The sequence below is a fragment of the Nonomuraea rubra genome (genome assembly GCF_014207985.1).
GTDB classification, from domain to species: domain Bacteria; phylum Actinomycetota; class Actinomycetes; order Streptosporangiales; family Streptosporangiaceae; genus Nonomuraea; species Nonomuraea rubra.
Genome location: NZ_JACHMI010000001.1, coordinates 5,520,769 through 5,535,535 on the forward strand (window position 1 = coordinate 5,520,769; position 14,767 = coordinate 5,535,535).

Consider the following 14,767-nt stretch of genomic DNA (forward strand, 5'->3'; position numbering starts at 1 on the left):
ACATCCGTGCCGAAGCGGGCCGGGGACAGGGCTCGTGCACCGGCGTCATCCCTGGCCGACCGACTTGACGAGCTCGTCGATCGCGTACGGCAGCGACAGCAGCGTGCTCTGCGAGATGGCCGCGCCGACGGCCGGGCCCTCGCTGTCGAGCAGGTACGACACCTTGCCGTTCTTGACCGCGGGCAGGTTGGCGAACAGCTCGAACTTCTTCAGCGCCGCCTGGTCGGCCTGGTCCGCGATGACGAAGAGGCGATCGACGTCGATGAGGTCGATGCGTTCTGGGGACAGCACGGTGTAGAAGCTACCGCCCGCGATCTTGTCGATCTCCGGCTGCCCCTTGAACCCGATGCCCGTGACCAGCCGCCCGCGCACGTCGGTGGTGGTGAAGGGGGCGACCGAGTTCTTGTACCAGGACAGCGCGACGGCGGTCTGATCGGCGAACTCCGGATGCGCGGCGCGGGCCGCGTCGAGCTTGGCCTGGATGTCCTGGACCAGCTTCGCGCCCTCGTCCGCCTTGCCGAGCGCCTTGGCGATGTGCAGCGCGTTGTCCTGCCACGGGGCGCTGAACGGCTCCGTCTCGGTCTTGGTGCGGCCCACCGTCGGGGCGATCCTGGTGAGCCGGTCGTAGGCGGCCTGGTCGATCTCGGAGTACACCGCGATGATCAGGTCGGGCCGCAGCGCGGCGATCTTCTCGTAGTTGGGGCCGGAGTCCCCGTTGGTCATGACGACCTCGGGCCGGGTGCCGCCCCACCTGTCCTTCACCCAGGGCCACTGGGTGTTGATGTCGGGGGACCGGCCCGGCGGGTTCGGGTACTGGTCGACCATGCCGACCGGCTTGATGCCGAACGCCAGGATGGCCTGGTCGTCGGTGTAGCCGACGGAGACGACCCGCTGCGGGGCCTGGGTGATCTGCGTGGAGCCGAACGCGTGCTCCACGGTGACCGGGAACGCGCCACCGGTGGTGGGGGCCGCGCTGCCGGCCTCCGGCTGGGGAGCCGGGCCGGAGCCGCAGGCCGCGACGAGGATCGCGGCGGACAGTGCCACCGCCGAACGCCGTAGGGCCGTCAGGGTCGTTCCTGGTGAAGGCATCGGGGTCCCTTGCTGTCCGCTGCGGTCTCGAGCGCCAGGGAAACCGTAACACGTCGATATTAGGTAAGGCTAACCTTGCCTAGCGGTCTCTTCTGAGGTTCGCCCGTACTAGCAGGTAGACGAGGAAGGGGCCGCCGATGGCGGCGGTGACCACCCCGACGGGCAGGCCGACCGGCAGTGCCGTACGGGCCACCAGGTCGGCGCCGATCAGCAGCAGCGCGCCCGCCAGCCCCGAGGCCAGGAGCGGCGGGGTGGCGTGCCGCGCCAGGCGCATCGCCACCTGCGGCGCCACCAGCGCGACGAACGGGACGGGCCCCGCCGCGCTCACCGCCACCCCGGCCAGCAGCACGGCGCACAGCAGCAGGACCGCCCGCACCAGCGCGTAACGCACGCCCAGGCTCGCGGCGACCTGGTCGCCGAAGTGCATCGGCCTGAGGGGGAAGGCGAGGTAGGCGACCACGGCCAGCAGGGCGAGCGTGCACCACAGCGCCACCAGGACCTCGCCCCACGAGCGCTCGTCCAGCGAGCCGATCAGCCACGCCTGGGCCCTGGCCACGTCCCGGATGTCGGCCGTGACCAGCAGCCAGGTGGTGATCGCCTCCATCACGGCGCTCACCGAGATGCCGATGAGGATGAGCCGCAGCCCCTCGATCCCGCGCCGCCAGGCCATGAGGTACACCAGCAGGCCGGTGCCGAGGCCGCCCGCGAGCGCGGCCCCGGACAGGCCCACGGTGCCGGTGATCGCCGCGGCGGCCCCGCCCGACACCGTCACCAGGAACACCGAGACCGCGCTCGCGCCGCTGGTGATCCCCAGCACGTCGGGGCTGGCCAGCGGGTTGCGCGCGATGGACTGCGTGATCGCCCCCGACAGCCCCAGCGCGACCCCGACGACGAGCCCGGCCAGGGCGCGCGGCATCCGCAAGTCCATGATCACGAACTCGTCGACCCGCTCGCCCCGCCCGAAGATCGTGGCGATCACCTGGGGCAGGCCGATGGGGAAGTCCCCGACGCCGATGGACAGGCAGAACACCAGGAACGTCGCGCCCGCCAGCAGCAGCGTGACGGCCAGCAGCCAGGGCCGCCACACGAACGACGCCCGGCCGAGCCGCACGCCCGGCGCCACCGTACGCCTCGCCGCCGTCTCGCTCATGTGTTCCTGAACTTCCCGCGCCACACCAGCACCGCGAAGAACGGCGCGCCCGCCAGCGCGACCACCACCCCCGCCTGCAACTCGCCCGGCCGCGTCACCACGCGCCCCACGATGTCGCAGGCCAGCAGGACGACGGCGCCCAGCAGTCCCGCGTACGGCACCAGCCAGCGATAGTCCGCCCCCGTGAGGTACCGGGCCACGTGGGCCACCATGAGCCCGAGGAACGCGATGGGCCCGCAGGCCGCCGTCGCCGCGCCCGCCAGCACGGTGATGGCGACGACGCCGGCGGTCCTGGTCAGCCTGGTGTTCACGCCCAGCCCCCCGGCCACGTCCTCCCCGAGGTTGAGCAGGTTGACGGCCGGCAGCGTGCTCAGTGCCAGCACCAGCCCGGCCGCGATGAACGCCGTCACCGGCCAGATGACGTCGAAGCCGACTCCGGCCACGGAGCCGGCGTTCCAGAAGCGCAGCGCGTTCAGCGACGCCGGGTCCGACAGCGCGATCGCCGTGGTCATCGCCGCCAGGAACACCGTGACCCCCTGCCCGGTCAGCGCGAGCGTCAGCGGGCTGCTCCCGCCCCTGCCGAGGCTCGACAGCCCGAACACGACGACCCCGGCGGCCGCCGCGCCGAGGAAGGCGAACCAGACGTACTGGAACGGGTTGGAGAGCCCGAACAGCATGATCACCGTCACCACGGCGAACGAGGCGCCGGAGTTCACCCCCAGCAGCCCCGTGTCGGCGATCGGGTTGCGCGTGAACCCCTGGATCAGCGCCCCACCGACGCCCAGCGCGGCGCCGGCCGCGATCGCGAGCACGGTCCTGGGCACCCGCACCGTCCGCAGGATGAGCGTGATCTCGCTGAGCCGCTGGTCGCCGCCCGGCGCCCCGAACAGCCCGTGCCACACCTCCCCGGGGCTCAACGCGCGCGCGCCGACGGCCAGCGACGCGGCGCCCACGACCGCGAGGACCGCCACGAGTGTGACCGCCCCCGCCGCGCGGCGCCGGTGCGCCCGCGCCGCCACGGAAGCTCCCATGCGAGGTTCGTCACCGCCGTCTCGATCAATCGATTTAGGTAAAGCTATCCTTAGTCGCCGATCGACGGTAGGGACGGACGGGGCTGCGATGGACGACACCTTCGCCAGGTTCGGGTTACCCGGTGAGCCGGGCAGCGAGGAGTTCTGGGCGGCGGCGACAGCGCGCGCGATGGTGCCCGCGATGGTGCCCGGCGGCGAAGGCGGCTGGACCGCCCTGTTCCTGTGGCGCGGCTCCCCGGCGAGCCTGGACTTCGAGAGCTGGTCGGAGCCGGTGCCGCTGCGCCGGTGGGGCGGCACCGACTGCTGGTACGCCGAGGTGTCCATGCCCGCGCGGCTGCGGGTGACGTACCAGCTCCGCACCGCCGACGCGGCGTACGCCGACCCGCTCAACCCCGTGGGCGCGGGCGGCGACCGGTCCATCGCCGCGACCCCCGACGCCCCCGCCCAGCCGCACTGGCCCGCCGTCGGCCCCGCCGACGTCCTGCCCCTGCCGCGCACCCGCCTGCGCTGGACCAGCGAACGGCTCGGCGGGCGGCGCACCGTGCGCGTGCATCCGGCGGGCGGCGGCGGGCCCGTGGTGCTGCTGCTCGACGGGGACGACTGGTTGTACCTGCACCCGGCCATGACCGCGTTCGACTCGGCCGTCGCCCAGGGCGACCTGCCTCCCGTCACGCTCGTCTTCGTGCCCGCCAGAGACAGGGGGGCCGAGTTCGCCTGCAGGCCCGAGCTGTGGGAGGCGATCAGGGACGAGCTGCTGCCACTGGTGGCGGAGAGCGGCGTGCCCGCCGACCGGGACCGGCTGGTGGTCGCCGGGCAGAGCCTCGGCGGGCTGAGCGCGATGTACGCGGCCCTGGAGTTCCCCGGGCTGGTGTCCGGCCTCGCCTGCCAGTCGGGGTCGTTCTGGTGGGCGCCCGGGGCGCCGGACCTGCCCGACCCCCTGGGCGGGCAGGTCGGCGGGGCCATCGCCGCCCGCCTGCGGGAACGCGCCGACCTGTCAGGGCTGCGGGTCGCGTTCGACGTGGGGGAGCACGAGCGGCGGATGCTGCCGCACTGCGAGCTGGTCGAGACCCTGACCGGGCGGGCCGGGGCCACGGTGCACGTCTCGCGCTCGGCCTCCGGCCACGACCGGGCGGGCTGGCGGCACGCCCTGCTCAGGGACGTCGCCTGGGTGCTCGCGGATGGTGGTGGCCCGGCGGCCGGGCCACCACGCGCTCACGGCTGACGGGTGAGGTAGCCGCCCATGGTGCGGAACACCTCGGTGGCGGGCAGGTCCCTGCCGTCCTCCGTACGCACCTGTTCGATCACCAGCCCGTGGCAGCGGCCGCGGCGAGCCTCGGCGCCAGCGACGATCACCACGCCGTCGCCCTCGCGGATGAAGACCCGGCCGGGCGTGCCGCCGTAGACGCCCTGGGACACCGAGGCTTTGAGCACGCGGATGCGCTCGCCCCTGTAGTGGGTGAAGGCGTTGGGGTAGGGGTCGGACTGGGCGCGGACCAGCCGCTCGATGTCCTCGGCGGGCCAGGTCCAGTCGATGTTGCTGTCCTCGATCGACCGCTTGTGGAAGAAGCTGGCCTTGGACCTGTCCTGGGGCGTCCAGGTGGTGCGGCCGGAGTCGATGAGGTCGAGCGCCTCGGTGACGATCGGCGCGATCAGGTCGACCGTGCGGTGGAAGAGGTCGGTGGCGGTGTCCGCCGGCCCGACGGGCACGGCCCGCTGCACGACGATGTCGCCGGCGTCCAGCTCGTCGTTCATCATGTGCGCGGTGACGCCCACCTCCGGCTCGCCGTTGATCAGTGCCCAGATCAGCGGGGAGAAGCCGGCGTAGGCGGGCAGCAGCGAGTCGTGCACGTTGAGGGTGCCGTGGCGGGGGAGGCGGAAGATCTCCGGCGGGATCCAGGTCCGCCAGTTGTTGGCGACGATGAGGTCGGGCTCGGCCTCCTTGAGCCGGACCATCAGCTCCTCGTCGTCGGGCCTGTTGCGCAGCAGTACCGGGACGTCGTGCGCCTCGGCCAGCTCGGCCACCGAGTCGCTCCAGATCCTCTCGTAGGCGTGCTCGCTCTTCGGATGGGTCACCACCAGTACGACCTCGTGCGTGGAATCCAGCAGGGCCTGGAGCGTGCGATGTCCCCAGGTCTGGTAGCCGAACATCACGACCCGCATGGGGCCTCCTTGTCGAGGGGATCGGATTCAGTTAGGCTCGCCTTAATTAGGCCAGGCTAACCTAATTTGTGCCATGACTCCACCCCAGTTACACACCGGCGGAAAGGCCTCCATGTCCTCAGCGGAGCAGCACGTGCACGATCTCGTAGGCATCGGCTTCGGACCCTCCAACCTCGCCCTGGCGATCGCACTGCGCGAACGCCAGGCGCGGACGGGTGACGTGCTCGACGCCGTGTTCCTCGAGAAACAGCCCGCCTTCGGCTGGCACCGGGGCATGTTGCTCGAAGGCACGACCATGCAGGTGTCCTTTCTGAAGGACCTGGTCACCATGCGCACCCCGACGAGCGAGTTCAGCTTCCTCTGCTACCTCCAGGACAGGGACCGGCTGATCGACTTCATCAACCACAAGACGATGTTCCCGTCGCGCATGGAGTTCCACGACTATCTCGAATGGGCGGCCGCCCGGTTCTCCGACCAGGTGGAATACGGCTCCGAGGTCGTCGCGGTGACCCCGGTCGAGTCCGGCGGCACGATCGACCTCCTCGACGTGGTCGTCCGCCAGGGCGACGGCACGCTGGTCACCCGCCGCACCCGCAACCTGGTCCTCGCCGCCGGGCTCGAACCGGTCCTCCCGGACGGCCTGGTCAGCGACGACCGGGTCTGGCACAGCGAGGAGCTGCTCGGCAGGCTGCCCGGGCTGCGCGACCCGCACAGGTTCGTGGTGGTCGGCGCGGGGCAGAGCGCGGCCGAGGTGACCGAGCACCTGCACGGCGCCTACCCCGGGGCCGAGGTGTGCGCCGTCTTCGGCAAGTACGGCTACACCCCCGCCGACGACAGCTCCTTCGCCAACCGCATCTTCGACCCCGTCGCGGTCGACCACTTCTACACCGCCCCCGACGAGGTGAAGTCCCGGCTGCGCGCCTACCACGCCACCACCAACTACTCCGTGGTGGACCTGGACCTCATCGACGAGCTGTACCGCCGCCACTACCAGGAGAAGGTCCAGGGCAAGGAACGGCTGCGCATCCTCAACGCCTCACGGCTCGCCGACGTCGAGCGCGACGACAACGGCCTGCGCGTCACCGTGGAGTTCCTGCCCACCGGCGAGCGCACCGTGCTGGAGACCGACGTCATCGTCTACGCGACCGGCTACCGCCCCGCCGACCCGCTCACCCTGCTCGGCGAGGCCGGCCGGCACTGCGAACGCCTCCCCGGCGGCGGCGTGCGCCTGGACCGCGACTACCGGATCGTCACCTCCCAGGCGATGCGCTGCGGCATCTACGTCCAGGGCGCCAGCGAGCACACCCACGGCCTGACCTCGACCCTGCTGTCCAACACCGCGATCCGGGTGGGCGAGATCGTCGAGTCGGTGGCCGACCGCCTCCGGAGCGGAAGCCTCAGCTCCTACGCGCTGTCACGCTGAGCCCGCACGGGTCGCGCCGGAGCTCCCACGCGCTCTCGCGCCGGGGCCGCGCCGGAGCGCCTGCCCGCTGTCGCGGCGAGTCGCGCCGGGCGCGGACGTTCCCGCCTTGTGCTGGCGCGCGCGGCCGTTCCCGTCGATGATCGTCCTATGCCGTCCCGTACGTCAGCCGCGCTGGCGGGCTTGGCCCTGGCCGTCCTGGCCGCCGGATGCGCCGATCCGGCGGCCGGCCGGGTGTCGCTCGCCGGCGCGCCCCAGCCCTCCGTGTCACCGCCACCGCCGTCCCCCATGCGATCCACGGGGGCTCCGAGGCACCCGTACCCGATGGCGACCTCGCTGGCCGAGCCCATGGCGACCGGAGCACCCCTGCCGGCGACGGGCCCGCCCCGCTTCTTCGTCTCCGCCCGCACCCCGCTCGCCCGCTTCACCGGCACCTCCAAGACCGCCACCATCACCCCGGTGCCGCCCGCCGTGCACGACGCCGCGACCGGGGCGTTCCTCGCGAACATCCCGCTGCCGCCCGGCCTCGACGGCACCTCGCACCGCCTGGCCGCCGCCCGGGACAACCGCACGTTCGCCCTCGCCGGCCGGACCGGCGGGCAGGCGGAGCCCGGCCTGCGCTTCTTCCTCGTCCGCCTCGGCGAGGACGGGCGCCCGGGCGAGCCGGTGCCCGTCACGCAGACCGACCCGGACGACCTGAGCCAGCTCTACGACCTCGCCCTCAGTGCCGACGGCACCCGGCTGGCCTACGCCACCCCGCTCATCGGCGGCGGCGCCAAGATCTCCGTGCTCGACGTCGCCACCGGCCGGCGCCGCGACTGGAAGACCGCGACGTACTCGATGGTGGGCGGCCTGTCCTGGGCCCCGGACGGCCGCTCGCTCGCCTGCGTGCTCAACGGCCGGACCCTCGCCGTCCTCGACCTGTCCCGCCCGGACGCCGCCGCGCCCCGGATCGTCAGGAACGCCGCCGGCGCCGTGCCGTTCGAGTCGGTGACCCACACCCCTGACGGCGGCGCGCTGATCTACGCCGCCGGGCACACCGTCGAACGTGTCCCCGTGCTGGGCGGCCCGTCACAGGTCCTGGCCAGGCGGGAACCGCCGCCCGGCGCCTCGCTGACCCTGCGCTTCAGCGTCGACGGGACCGGCGAGCACCTCCTGTACGCGCACGGGTGGCGCGCCCACCGGATCCCGCTCGGCGGCGGCGCCGTCACCTCCGTGCCGATCACAGTCAGTGAGCGGCCGGGCGAGGGCGACTCGCCGAACGTGGCCTGGTGACCTGCCGCCGCGCCCGCCGGGGAGACGTTCCCCGTCAGCGGGGCTTCTTGCACAGCCAGAGATAGCCCACCACGGCGCCGATCAGGGCCGGGATGATCGCCCAGCCCACCACGGACAGCGCCCACGCCAGCACCGAGTGCTTGACGTTCGACGGGGAGCGGAAGCCCATGAGGATCTCGTAGGCCTCCACCCAGCCGATCAGCAGGCCGGTCGCCACGAAGAGCACCACGACCCCGACGAGAACCCACTTCGCCTCGCGCCAGAGCCACCTGCTGAGATTGACCAGCCCGCCGAACCGGGTACGGGGCGGCTCCTGCTGGGTGCCGCGATCCGGCGTCATGGGCGAGGCGCCCGGCGGTCCCGGCGCGCTTCGAGCTCCTCCGCGCTCACCGGGATGAGCATCGGCTGCCCCGCCACGCCGAACATCGTGACGACGAACTCGGTCTCGGCGTCCGGGAGGTTGTTGGCGTCCTGGTAGTGGATGCGATCGCCGCCCGGCTCCCAGAACGACTCGCCGGCCTTGACGACGCGTTCCGGCTCGCCCTCCAGCTCGAAGATCATCTCGCCCCTGATCATGTAGCCGTACGCGGGGCCGGTGTGGCGGTGCGGCGGGTTGCCCTCGCTGCCCGGCGGCAGGACGACGCGGATCGTCATCGCCTCCGCGTTGCCGGGCATCGGCGGCGGCGACGGGACCGACGAGACGAGCTCGATCCTCGGCGGTGGCGTGGTCGCGTTGGGATTGTCCAGGTGATGCAGATGCTCGTCGCTCATGGGTTCCTCCTCACCCGTGCCGGTCGTCGACCTTGAGCTCGGCTCCGGTGTCCGAGATGAAGACGACCAGCAGTTTCGCCGGGTCCGTGCGGCTGGTGTTCTCGGTGAGCACATGGTGGGCACCCGGCGGCTCGACCCAGCTCTCGCCCTGGCGGTACGTGCGCACCGGCTCGCCCTCGATCTGGCTGCGTACGGTGCCTTCGAGCACGTAGGCGTACACGAAGGCCGTGCCGTGCCGGTGCGGGACCGCCCGCGCGGCCGGCGGGAAGTCGGCGATCGCCGAGGTGAACGTCTTGCCCTTGACGTTCGGCAGTGCCTGTTCCAGCAGCGGCTTCAGCGTCTCGGCCGGTGGCTGCGTGGTCACGGTGGCGACCGGCGCGTGGCCCGTCGCCGGAGCGGCGCACGCGGCCGCCGAGGCCACCAGGCCGGCGGCCAGGGCGGACCGTACTCGGATCATGACGGCTCTCCCATCCTGCTCTGTCCGAGTACGCTGTCCGGGCCCGTCGCGGGTTAACCAGGGGCCACTTCAAGCCCTGGCGATGATTCGCCCAGCTCGAACCGGTCTATCCGCCCTCCGTGACCCGGATGATTGTCTTGCCGCGGGACGCGAACGCGGCCGGTGCCTCGGCCAGGGGGCGCACGGCCCCGACGAGCACGCGGAGCCGCCCCTCGCGCAGCCGCCCGGCCAGGTCCGCGAGGCGGGCCCGGTCGGGCTCGACGACGAAGAAGATCGCCCGGCCCTCCGGGGGGTGGACGGCCGGTGGCGAGGGGAGGGCGATGAGCGTGCCGCCGGGGCGTACCAGCGCGGCGGAACGGTCGCCGATGTCGCCGCCGATCACGTCGATCACCAGATCGACCTGGCCGGCGTCCTCCAGCCGGTCGGCCTCCAGATCCAGGAAGACGTCCACGCCCAGGCCGAGTGCCGTGTCCCTGGACTCCGCCCTGCCGGTGCCGATCACCCGCGCTCCCGCCTCGCGCGCGAGCTGCACCGCCAGCGAGCCGACGCCGCCCGCGGCGCCGTGGACCAGCACGGTCTGGCCGGCGGCGAGGCGGCCGTGGTCGAACAGCGCCTGCCACGCGGTCAGCCCCGAGATCGGCAGCGCGGCGGCCACGGTGTGGTCGATGTCGGCCGGCAGCGGGGCGAGGTTGCGCGCCTCGACCGCCACGTACTCGGCCAGGGAGCCGTTGCGGGTCCAGTCGGTCAGCCCGAACACCCGCTGCCCGACGGTCAGGCCGGTGGTGCCGTACCCCAGCTCCGCCACCGTCCCGGACACCTCGTGCCCGGGCACGCTCGGCGTCCGGTCGCGGCCCGCGCGGTCCGACCACGTTCCCGGCCAGTCGAGCTCTCCCCGGGTGAACCCCGCGGCGTGCACCCGGACGATCACGTCGTTCTCGGCGGCGTGCGGGTACGGCTCCTCGGTCAGGGAGAGCCCGGCCGGGCCGGCGGCGCGGTCTCGGGCGGTGATGGCTTGCATGACAGGTCCTCGCCGGTGGTGTGAGAAATCGAGCAGGGCGAACGTACCCACCGGCGCGGGAGTTCGATCCGCCCGTCCGCGTGGAGTCGGCACGTTCGTACAAGCCGTGCCGGGAACGGCCCGAGCATCCTGGGGACGGACGACGCGTTCTGACGAGAGGGTCACGATGCTCAACCTGTCGATCATTCTGGAAGACAGCGCCCGCAACGCTCCGGACCGCACCGCCCTGGTCTTCGGCGACCTGCGCCTGCCGTACTCCATGGTGGACTCCGTCGCGAACCAGGTGGCGAACCTCCTGGCGGCCAGAGGGATCGGCAGGGGCGACAAGGTCGCCCTGCTCTGCCCGAACGTGCCCTACTTCCCCTTCGTCTACTTCGGCATACTCAAGGCCGGCGCGACCGTCGTCCCGCTCAACGTGCTGCTGCAGCCGCGCGAGATCACCTACCACCTGACCGACAGCGGCGCCAGGGCGCTCTTCTGCTTCGAGGGCACCGCCGAGCTGCCGATGGGGGAGCGCGGGCGGGAGGGGTTCGACGCCACAGAGGGCTGCGAGCACTTCTTCGTGCTGCCCGCCACGCCGCTGGCCACCGAGTCGGAGCACGGCGAGTCGATCTGGGCGGCGCTGGACGGGATGCCGGGGGAGTTCGAGACGGTGCAGACGGGGCCGGAGGACGTCGCGGCCATCCTCTACACCTCCGGCACCACCGGCCGGCCCAAGGGCGCCGAGCTCACCCACGCGAACCTGCTGATCAACACCATGGTCAGCGACGAGATGTTCCCCACCGACCCCGGCGGCGACGTCTCGCTCGCCGTGCTGCCCCTCTTCCACTCCTTCGGCCAGACCTCGGTCATGAACGTGAGCCTGCGCCGCCGCGCCACCCTCGTGCTCATGCCGCGCTTCGAGCCCGGCGAGGCCCTGGAGCTCATGCGCCGGGAGAAGGTGTCCATCTTCGCCGGGGTGCCCACCATGTACTGGGCGATGCTGTCGAAGATCCACGCGGACGGGGCCGAGGTGCCCACGACGCTGAAGGTGGCGGTGTCGGGGGCGGCCGCCTGCCCGGTCGAGGTGCTCAAGGACTTCGAGGCCACCTTCGGCGTCCCGATCCTGGAGGGCTACGGCCTGTCGGAGACCTCGCCCGCGGCCTGCTTCAACCAGCTCAGCCGGCCCACCAAGCCAGGCACCATCGGCTTCCCCATCTGGGGCGTGCAGATGCGGCTGGTGGACGGCGACTGGAACACCATCGAGGGCGAGGGCCCCGGCGAGATCGCCATCCGCGGGCACAACGTGATGAAGGGCTACCACGGGCGTCCCGAGGAGACCGCGGAGGTGCTGCGGGACGGCTGGTTCCGCACCGGCGACGTCGCCACCCGCGACGAGGACGGCTACTACGCCGTCTTCGACCGCACCAAGGACATGATCATCCGGGGCGGGTTCAACGTCTACCCGCGCGAGGTGGAGGAGGTGCTGATGACGCACCCGGCGGTCTCGCTGGCGGCCGTCGTCGGCGTGCCCCATGCCTCGCACGGCGAGGAGGTCAAGGCGTACGTCATCCCGGCGCCCGGCGCGACGGCGAGCGAGGCCGAGCTCGTCGCCTGGTCGAGGGAGAACATGGCGGCCTACAAGTACCCGAGGATCATCGAGTTCCGCGAGCACCTGCCGATGACGGCGACCGGCAAGATCCTCAAGCGCGAGCTGCGTTAGCCGGCCGTCACGGCAGCCAGTCGATCGCGGTGGCGAGCTCGGACGGCGCGTTGCCGAAGGTGGTCCTGAAGGCCCGGGTGAAGTGCGGGCCGTCGGCGAACCCGGCGGCGTGCGCGGCCGCCGTCAGCGACTCCCCGGCGGCCACCTGATCGATGGCCCGCTGCAACCGCAGCCACCGCACGTACGGCCGCAGCGGGATCCCGACGTGCGCGCTGAACAGGTGCGCCAGCCGGCTGGGCGACAGGTGCACCGCCTCCGCCACCGCTCGCAGCCGCACAGGGCCTCCCGCGAGGAGCGCGGGGAGCAGCGCGATCGCCGCCTCCACCGCCGGGTGCAGGACGTCGGCGGCGCCGCCGTGGCCGCTCCACTCCTCGACGACCCGCAGCGCGGCCGCCGCCTCGGCCGAACGCGCGTGACCGGCCGGGGGCTCGGTGAACATGCGCGGCCGGATCCCCGGCCGCACGCGCCCGTTCCCGGCAGCCACGGGGGCCGGGGAGCCGCGACCGGACGGCTCCCCGACCGCAACGCCGGCCGTCCCGCCGGACGGCTTCTCGACCGCAACGCCGGCCGGTGGGACGGAGAGCGGCCATGCGAGCGCCGTCGGCCCGGTACCGGCCGGTGACCAGGTGGGAGCCGTTGGGCCGGGGGCGCAGCGTGCGAGCAGGGAGCGGCCCGGCGAGCTGCGCGGGTCGAGGTGGGCGAGCAGGGCGTGGCGGGCGCCGGTGAGCACCGTGTGGGCGGTGTCGGGCGGGACGACGGCGATGCGCGTGGTCACCCGCTCGCCGCGGGCGTCGGCCATGGTGAAGGGCTCGGCGGCGACGATCAGCTGGACCGCGTGGTGGGCGTGCAGCTCGTTCCGGCCGACCGTGCCGCCGTACAGCAGGAGGCCGGGCCGCAGGAGGCACCAGCCGCGCCAGGAGTGCGCCATCACCCCGCCCTTCCGGCCCGGGAGCCCGCGCCGCTGAAAGCGTAGCCGTTCACGGGTGGGCGCGGCCTCCGGCTGAGAGCGGCGTCACCAGCCCCCCGGCCGATGCGGGATCCCGCGGGCTGGTACTGTGGCGGTCACGTCGCAGGATCGTCCTTGGGAGGTGAGACCCATTACCGCTGTGTCAGTCTGGGTGCTCCCCTCGAGAAGCGCGGCCCACAGGGATTAGGTGACCGCGGGAGCGCCCATGGGCATCCCGAAAGGCTCCCATGTCGGTTTTTTCGTCATCTATCAGCACTGCTGCCATCGTCGCCCGCCTCCGCGCCGCCGGATGCGTCTTCGCCGAGGACGAGGCGGAGCTGCTCCTGTCCACCGCGCCCACCCCCGCCGAGCTCGACGCCATGGTGGCGCGCAGGGTCGCGGGCGAACCGCTCGAACACGTGCTGGGCTGGGCGGAGTTCTGCGGCCTGCGGGTGTACGTGGAGCCGGGGGTGTTCGTGCCCCGGCCGCGCACCGAGTTCCTCATCGAGGTGGCCGTCGGGCTGGCGCGCGAGGTCGCGGGCACCCCGGCGGTCCTGGACCTGTGCTGCGGGACGGGCGCGATGGGCGCGGCCGTGGCGGCGGCCCTGCCGGAGACCGAGCTGCACGCCGCCGATCTCGACCCCGCCGCCGTCCGCTGCGCCCGGCGCAACCTGGCGGGGGCGGCGACGGTCCACGAGGGCGACCTGTACGACCCGCTGCCCGCCGCGCTGCGCGGACGGGTGGACATCCTGATCGCCAGCCCCCCGTACGTGCCGACGGAGTCGGTGGGCCTGCTGCCTCCCGAGGCCCGCCTGCACGAGCCGCTGCACGCGCTGGACGGCGGCGCCGACGGCCTCGACGTGGTCCGGCGGGTGATCGGCGGCGCCCCCGGCTGGCTCGCTCCCGGCGGGCATCTGCTGGTGGAGACCAGTGAGCGCCAGGCGGCAGCGACCGCCGAGGCCGTACGGTCGGCCGGGCTGGCGGCCCGGGTGGCCACCTCCGGCGACCTGGACGCGACGGCGGTCATCGGCACCCTGGAAGCCCGATGACTTAGCGGTGTTAAGGTGATCCGCGATGGCACAGAAGGGACTGGCGCGGGACACCGTCGTGCGCGCGGCGCTGGAACTGCTCGACGAGGCCGGCCTGGAGGGCCTGTCCATGCGCCGCCTCGCCGCCCGCCTGGGCGTCCAGAACCCGGCGCTCTACTGGCACTTCCGCAACAAGCAGGAGCTGCTCGACGAGATGGCCCGCGAGCTGCTCGCCCACGACATGGGCGGGCCGGCCGAGGGCGAGGGCTGGCGGGAGTGGCTGACCCGGCGCGCGCACCGCTACCGGCGCACGCTGCTCGGCCACCGCGACGGCGCGCGGCTGATCGCGGCCGGCGATCCGGGGCCCGGCGTGGCCAGGAGCTTCGAGGAGGAGCTCAGGACGCTGACCGGGCTCGGCTTCACCCCCGCGCGGGGCCTGCACGCGATCACCGCGATCAGCCACTACACGCTCGGCTTCGTGCTGAACGAGCAGGCGGCCCTCGACCGGCGAGGCCGCCGCGACAGCCCTGACGACGGGCCCGCCCTGGCCGCGTACGCCGCGGACTACCCGCTCACGGTCGAGGGCGTCAGGACGGGCGGCGCGCCGACCAGCGACGAGGCGTTCGAGCACGGCCTGCGGCTCATCCTCGACGGCGTCGCCGCGTCGGCCCCCGCCTGATCCTCCCGGTCGAGGAGGCCGCGTGAGCTCCCGCCTGATCC

The 14,767-nt window shown here is 73.0% G+C and carries 15 protein-coding genes; 6 read left to right on the top strand and 9 right to left on the bottom strand.

All coding sequences use genetic code 11. The annotated features are described in order from the left end of the window. Positions 1 to 45: 45 nt before the first annotated feature. The 3 genes from HD593_RS25040 to HD593_RS25050 form a co-directional block, all read right to left on the bottom strand. On the bottom strand, positions 46 to 1,044 hold the full coding sequence (locus HD593_RS25040) for an iron-siderophore ABC transporter substrate-binding protein (protein WP_312903680.1): 999 nt from the start codon (positions 1,042 to 1,044) through the stop codon (positions 46 to 48). A 124-nt stretch (positions 1,045 to 1,168) separates the two neighbouring features. Next, on the bottom strand, positions 1,169 to 2,239 hold the full coding sequence (locus tag HD593_RS25045; RefSeq protein ID WP_185104544.1) for a FecCD family ABC transporter permease: 1,071 nt from the start codon (positions 2,237 to 2,239) through the stop codon (positions 1,169 to 1,171). Further along, positions 2,236 to 3,270 (bottom strand): FecCD family ABC transporter permease, encoded by a 1,035-nt coding sequence (locus tag HD593_RS25050; protein WP_185104545.1) that lies wholly within the window; start codon positions 3,268 to 3,270, stop codon positions 2,236 to 2,238. Before HD593_RS25050 ends, HD593_RS25045 begins: the two co-directional genes overlap by 4 nt. Positions 3,271 to 3,358: 88 nt before the next feature. On the opposite strand from HD593_RS25050, the gene HD593_RS25055 reads away from it, so the two are divergent. After that, positions 3,359 to 4,492 carry an alpha/beta hydrolase-fold protein gene (locus HD593_RS25055; protein WP_185104546.1) on the top strand — a complete coding sequence of 378 codons (1,134 nt, stop codon included), beginning with the start codon at positions 3,359 to 3,361 and terminating at the stop codon, positions 4,490 to 4,492. Here the strand turns inward: HD593_RS25055 and HD593_RS25060 are convergent. Next, entirely contained in the window at positions 4,483 to 5,430 is a 948-nt protein-coding gene (locus tag HD593_RS25060; protein WP_185104547.1) for a methionyl-tRNA formyltransferase, read from the bottom strand. The two genes, HD593_RS25055 and HD593_RS25060, sit on opposite strands and share 10 nt — an antisense overlap. Positions 5,431 to 5,542: 112 nt before the next feature. Here HD593_RS25060 and HD593_RS25065 point away from each other — a divergent pair, with 112 nt between their 5' ends. Continuing rightward, entirely contained in the window at positions 5,543 to 6,853 is a 1,311-nt protein-coding gene (locus HD593_RS25065) for a lysine N(6)-hydroxylase/L-ornithine N(5)-oxygenase family protein (protein WP_185104548.1), read from the top strand. A 147-nt stretch (positions 6,854 to 7,000) separates the two neighbouring features. Further along, entirely contained in the window at positions 7,001 to 8,125 is a 1,125-nt protein-coding gene (locus tag HD593_RS25070) for a WD40 repeat domain-containing protein (RefSeq protein WP_185104549.1), read from the top strand. Positions 8,126 to 8,159: 34 nt separating this feature from the next. On the opposite strand, the gene HD593_RS25075 is transcribed toward HD593_RS25070, so the two are convergent. The 4 genes from HD593_RS25075 to HD593_RS25090 form a co-directional block, all read right to left on the bottom strand. After that, on the bottom strand, positions 8,160 to 8,465 hold the full coding sequence (locus tag HD593_RS25075; RefSeq protein ID WP_185104550.1) for a DUF6313 family protein: 306 nt from the start codon (positions 8,463 to 8,465) through the stop codon (positions 8,160 to 8,162). After that, positions 8,462 to 8,896: a cupin domain-containing protein gene (locus tag HD593_RS25080; protein ID WP_185104551.1), complete on the bottom strand. Its 435-nt coding sequence runs from the start codon at positions 8,894 to 8,896 to the stop codon at positions 8,462 to 8,464. Before HD593_RS25080 ends, HD593_RS25075 begins: the two co-directional genes overlap by 4 nt. Positions 8,897 to 8,906: 10 nt before the next feature. Then, positions 8,907 to 9,353 (bottom strand): cupin domain-containing protein, encoded by a 447-nt coding sequence (locus HD593_RS25085; protein ID WP_185104552.1) that lies wholly within the window; start codon positions 9,351 to 9,353, stop codon positions 8,907 to 8,909. Positions 9,354 to 9,459: 106 nt separating this feature from the next. Next, the gene (locus tag HD593_RS25090; RefSeq protein WP_185104553.1) at positions 9,460 to 10,371 is read right to left on the bottom strand and encodes an NADP-dependent oxidoreductase; all 912 of its coding nucleotides are present in this window, start codon (positions 10,369 to 10,371) and stop codon (positions 9,460 to 9,462) included. A gap of 166 nt (positions 10,372 to 10,537) precedes the next feature. Between HD593_RS25090 and HD593_RS25095 the strand changes: the two genes are divergently transcribed. Next, the gene (locus HD593_RS25095; protein ID WP_185104554.1) at positions 10,538 to 12,073 is read left to right on the top strand and encodes a long-chain-fatty-acid--CoA ligase; all 1,536 of its coding nucleotides are present in this window, start codon (positions 10,538 to 10,540) and stop codon (positions 12,071 to 12,073) included. Between the two features lie 7 nt (positions 12,074 to 12,080). On the opposite strand, the gene HD593_RS61720 is transcribed toward HD593_RS25095, so the two are convergent. After that, a complete protein-coding gene (locus HD593_RS61720) occupies positions 12,081 to 13,001 on the bottom strand; it encodes a helix-turn-helix domain-containing protein (protein ID WP_246546712.1) in 921 nt (306 codons plus the stop codon). Between the two features lie 266 nt (positions 13,002 to 13,267). On the opposite strand from HD593_RS61720, the gene HD593_RS25105 reads away from it, so the two are divergent. Together HD593_RS25105 and HD593_RS25110 are read left to right on the top strand one after the other, a co-directional pair. Then, positions 13,268 to 14,068, top strand: a complete 801-nt coding sequence (locus HD593_RS25105) for a putative protein N(5)-glutamine methyltransferase (RefSeq protein WP_185104555.1) — start codon at positions 13,268 to 13,270, stop codon at positions 14,066 to 14,068. Positions 14,069 to 14,093: 25 nt separating this feature from the next. Continuing rightward, positions 14,094 to 14,726 (top strand): TetR/AcrR family transcriptional regulator C-terminal domain-containing protein, encoded by a 633-nt coding sequence (locus tag HD593_RS25110; RefSeq protein WP_246546713.1) that lies wholly within the window; start codon positions 14,094 to 14,096, stop codon positions 14,724 to 14,726. Positions 14,727 to 14,767: the final 41 nt, after the last annotated feature.

Bases quoted from the DNA above. Each gene is read 5' to 3' on its own strand.
- HD593_RS25105 (WP_185104555.1), top strand. From the start codon at position 13,268: ATGTCGGTTTTTTCGTCATCTATCAGCACTGCTGCCATCGTCGCCCGC.
- HD593_RS25060 (WP_185104547.1), bottom strand. From the start codon at position 5,430: ATGCGGGTCGTGATGTTCGGCTACCAGACCTGGGGACATCGCACGCTC.
- HD593_RS25110 (WP_246546713.1), top strand. From the start codon at position 14,094: ATGGCACAGAAGGGACTGGCGCGGGACACCGTCGTGCGCGCGGCGCTG.
- HD593_RS25055 (WP_185104546.1), top strand. From the start codon at position 3,359: ATGGACGACACCTTCGCCAGGTTCGGGTTACCCGGTGAGCCGGGCAGC.
- HD593_RS25085 (WP_185104552.1), bottom strand. From the start codon at position 9,353: ATGATCCGAGTACGGTCCGCCCTGGCCGCCGGCCTGGTGGCCTCGGCG.
- HD593_RS25065 (WP_185104548.1), top strand. From the start codon at position 5,543: ATGTCCTCAGCGGAGCAGCACGTGCACGATCTCGTAGGCATCGGCTTC.
- HD593_RS25080 (WP_185104551.1), bottom strand. From the start codon at position 8,896: ATGAGCGACGAGCATCTGCATCACCTGGACAATCCCAACGCGACCACG.
- HD593_RS25075 (WP_185104550.1), bottom strand. From the start codon at position 8,465: ATGACGCCGGATCGCGGCACCCAGCAGGAGCCGCCCCGTACCCGGTTC.
- HD593_RS25045 (WP_185104544.1), bottom strand. From the start codon at position 2,239: ATGAGCGAGACGGCGGCGAGGCGTACGGTGGCGCCGGGCGTGCGGCTC.
- HD593_RS25090 (WP_185104553.1), bottom strand. From the start codon at position 10,371: ATGCAAGCCATCACCGCCCGAGACCGCGCCGCCGGCCCGGCCGGGCTC.
- HD593_RS61720 (WP_246546712.1), bottom strand. From the start codon at position 13,001: ATGGCGCACTCCTGGCGCGGCTGGTGCCTCCTGCGGCCCGGCCTCCTG.
- HD593_RS25095 (WP_185104554.1), top strand. From the start codon at position 10,538: ATGCTCAACCTGTCGATCATTCTGGAAGACAGCGCCCGCAACGCTCCG.
- HD593_RS25050 (WP_185104545.1), bottom strand. From the start codon at position 3,270: ATGGGAGCTTCCGTGGCGGCGCGGGCGCACCGGCGCCGCGCGGCGGGG.
- HD593_RS25070 (WP_185104549.1), top strand. From the start codon at position 7,001: ATGCCGTCCCGTACGTCAGCCGCGCTGGCGGGCTTGGCCCTGGCCGTC.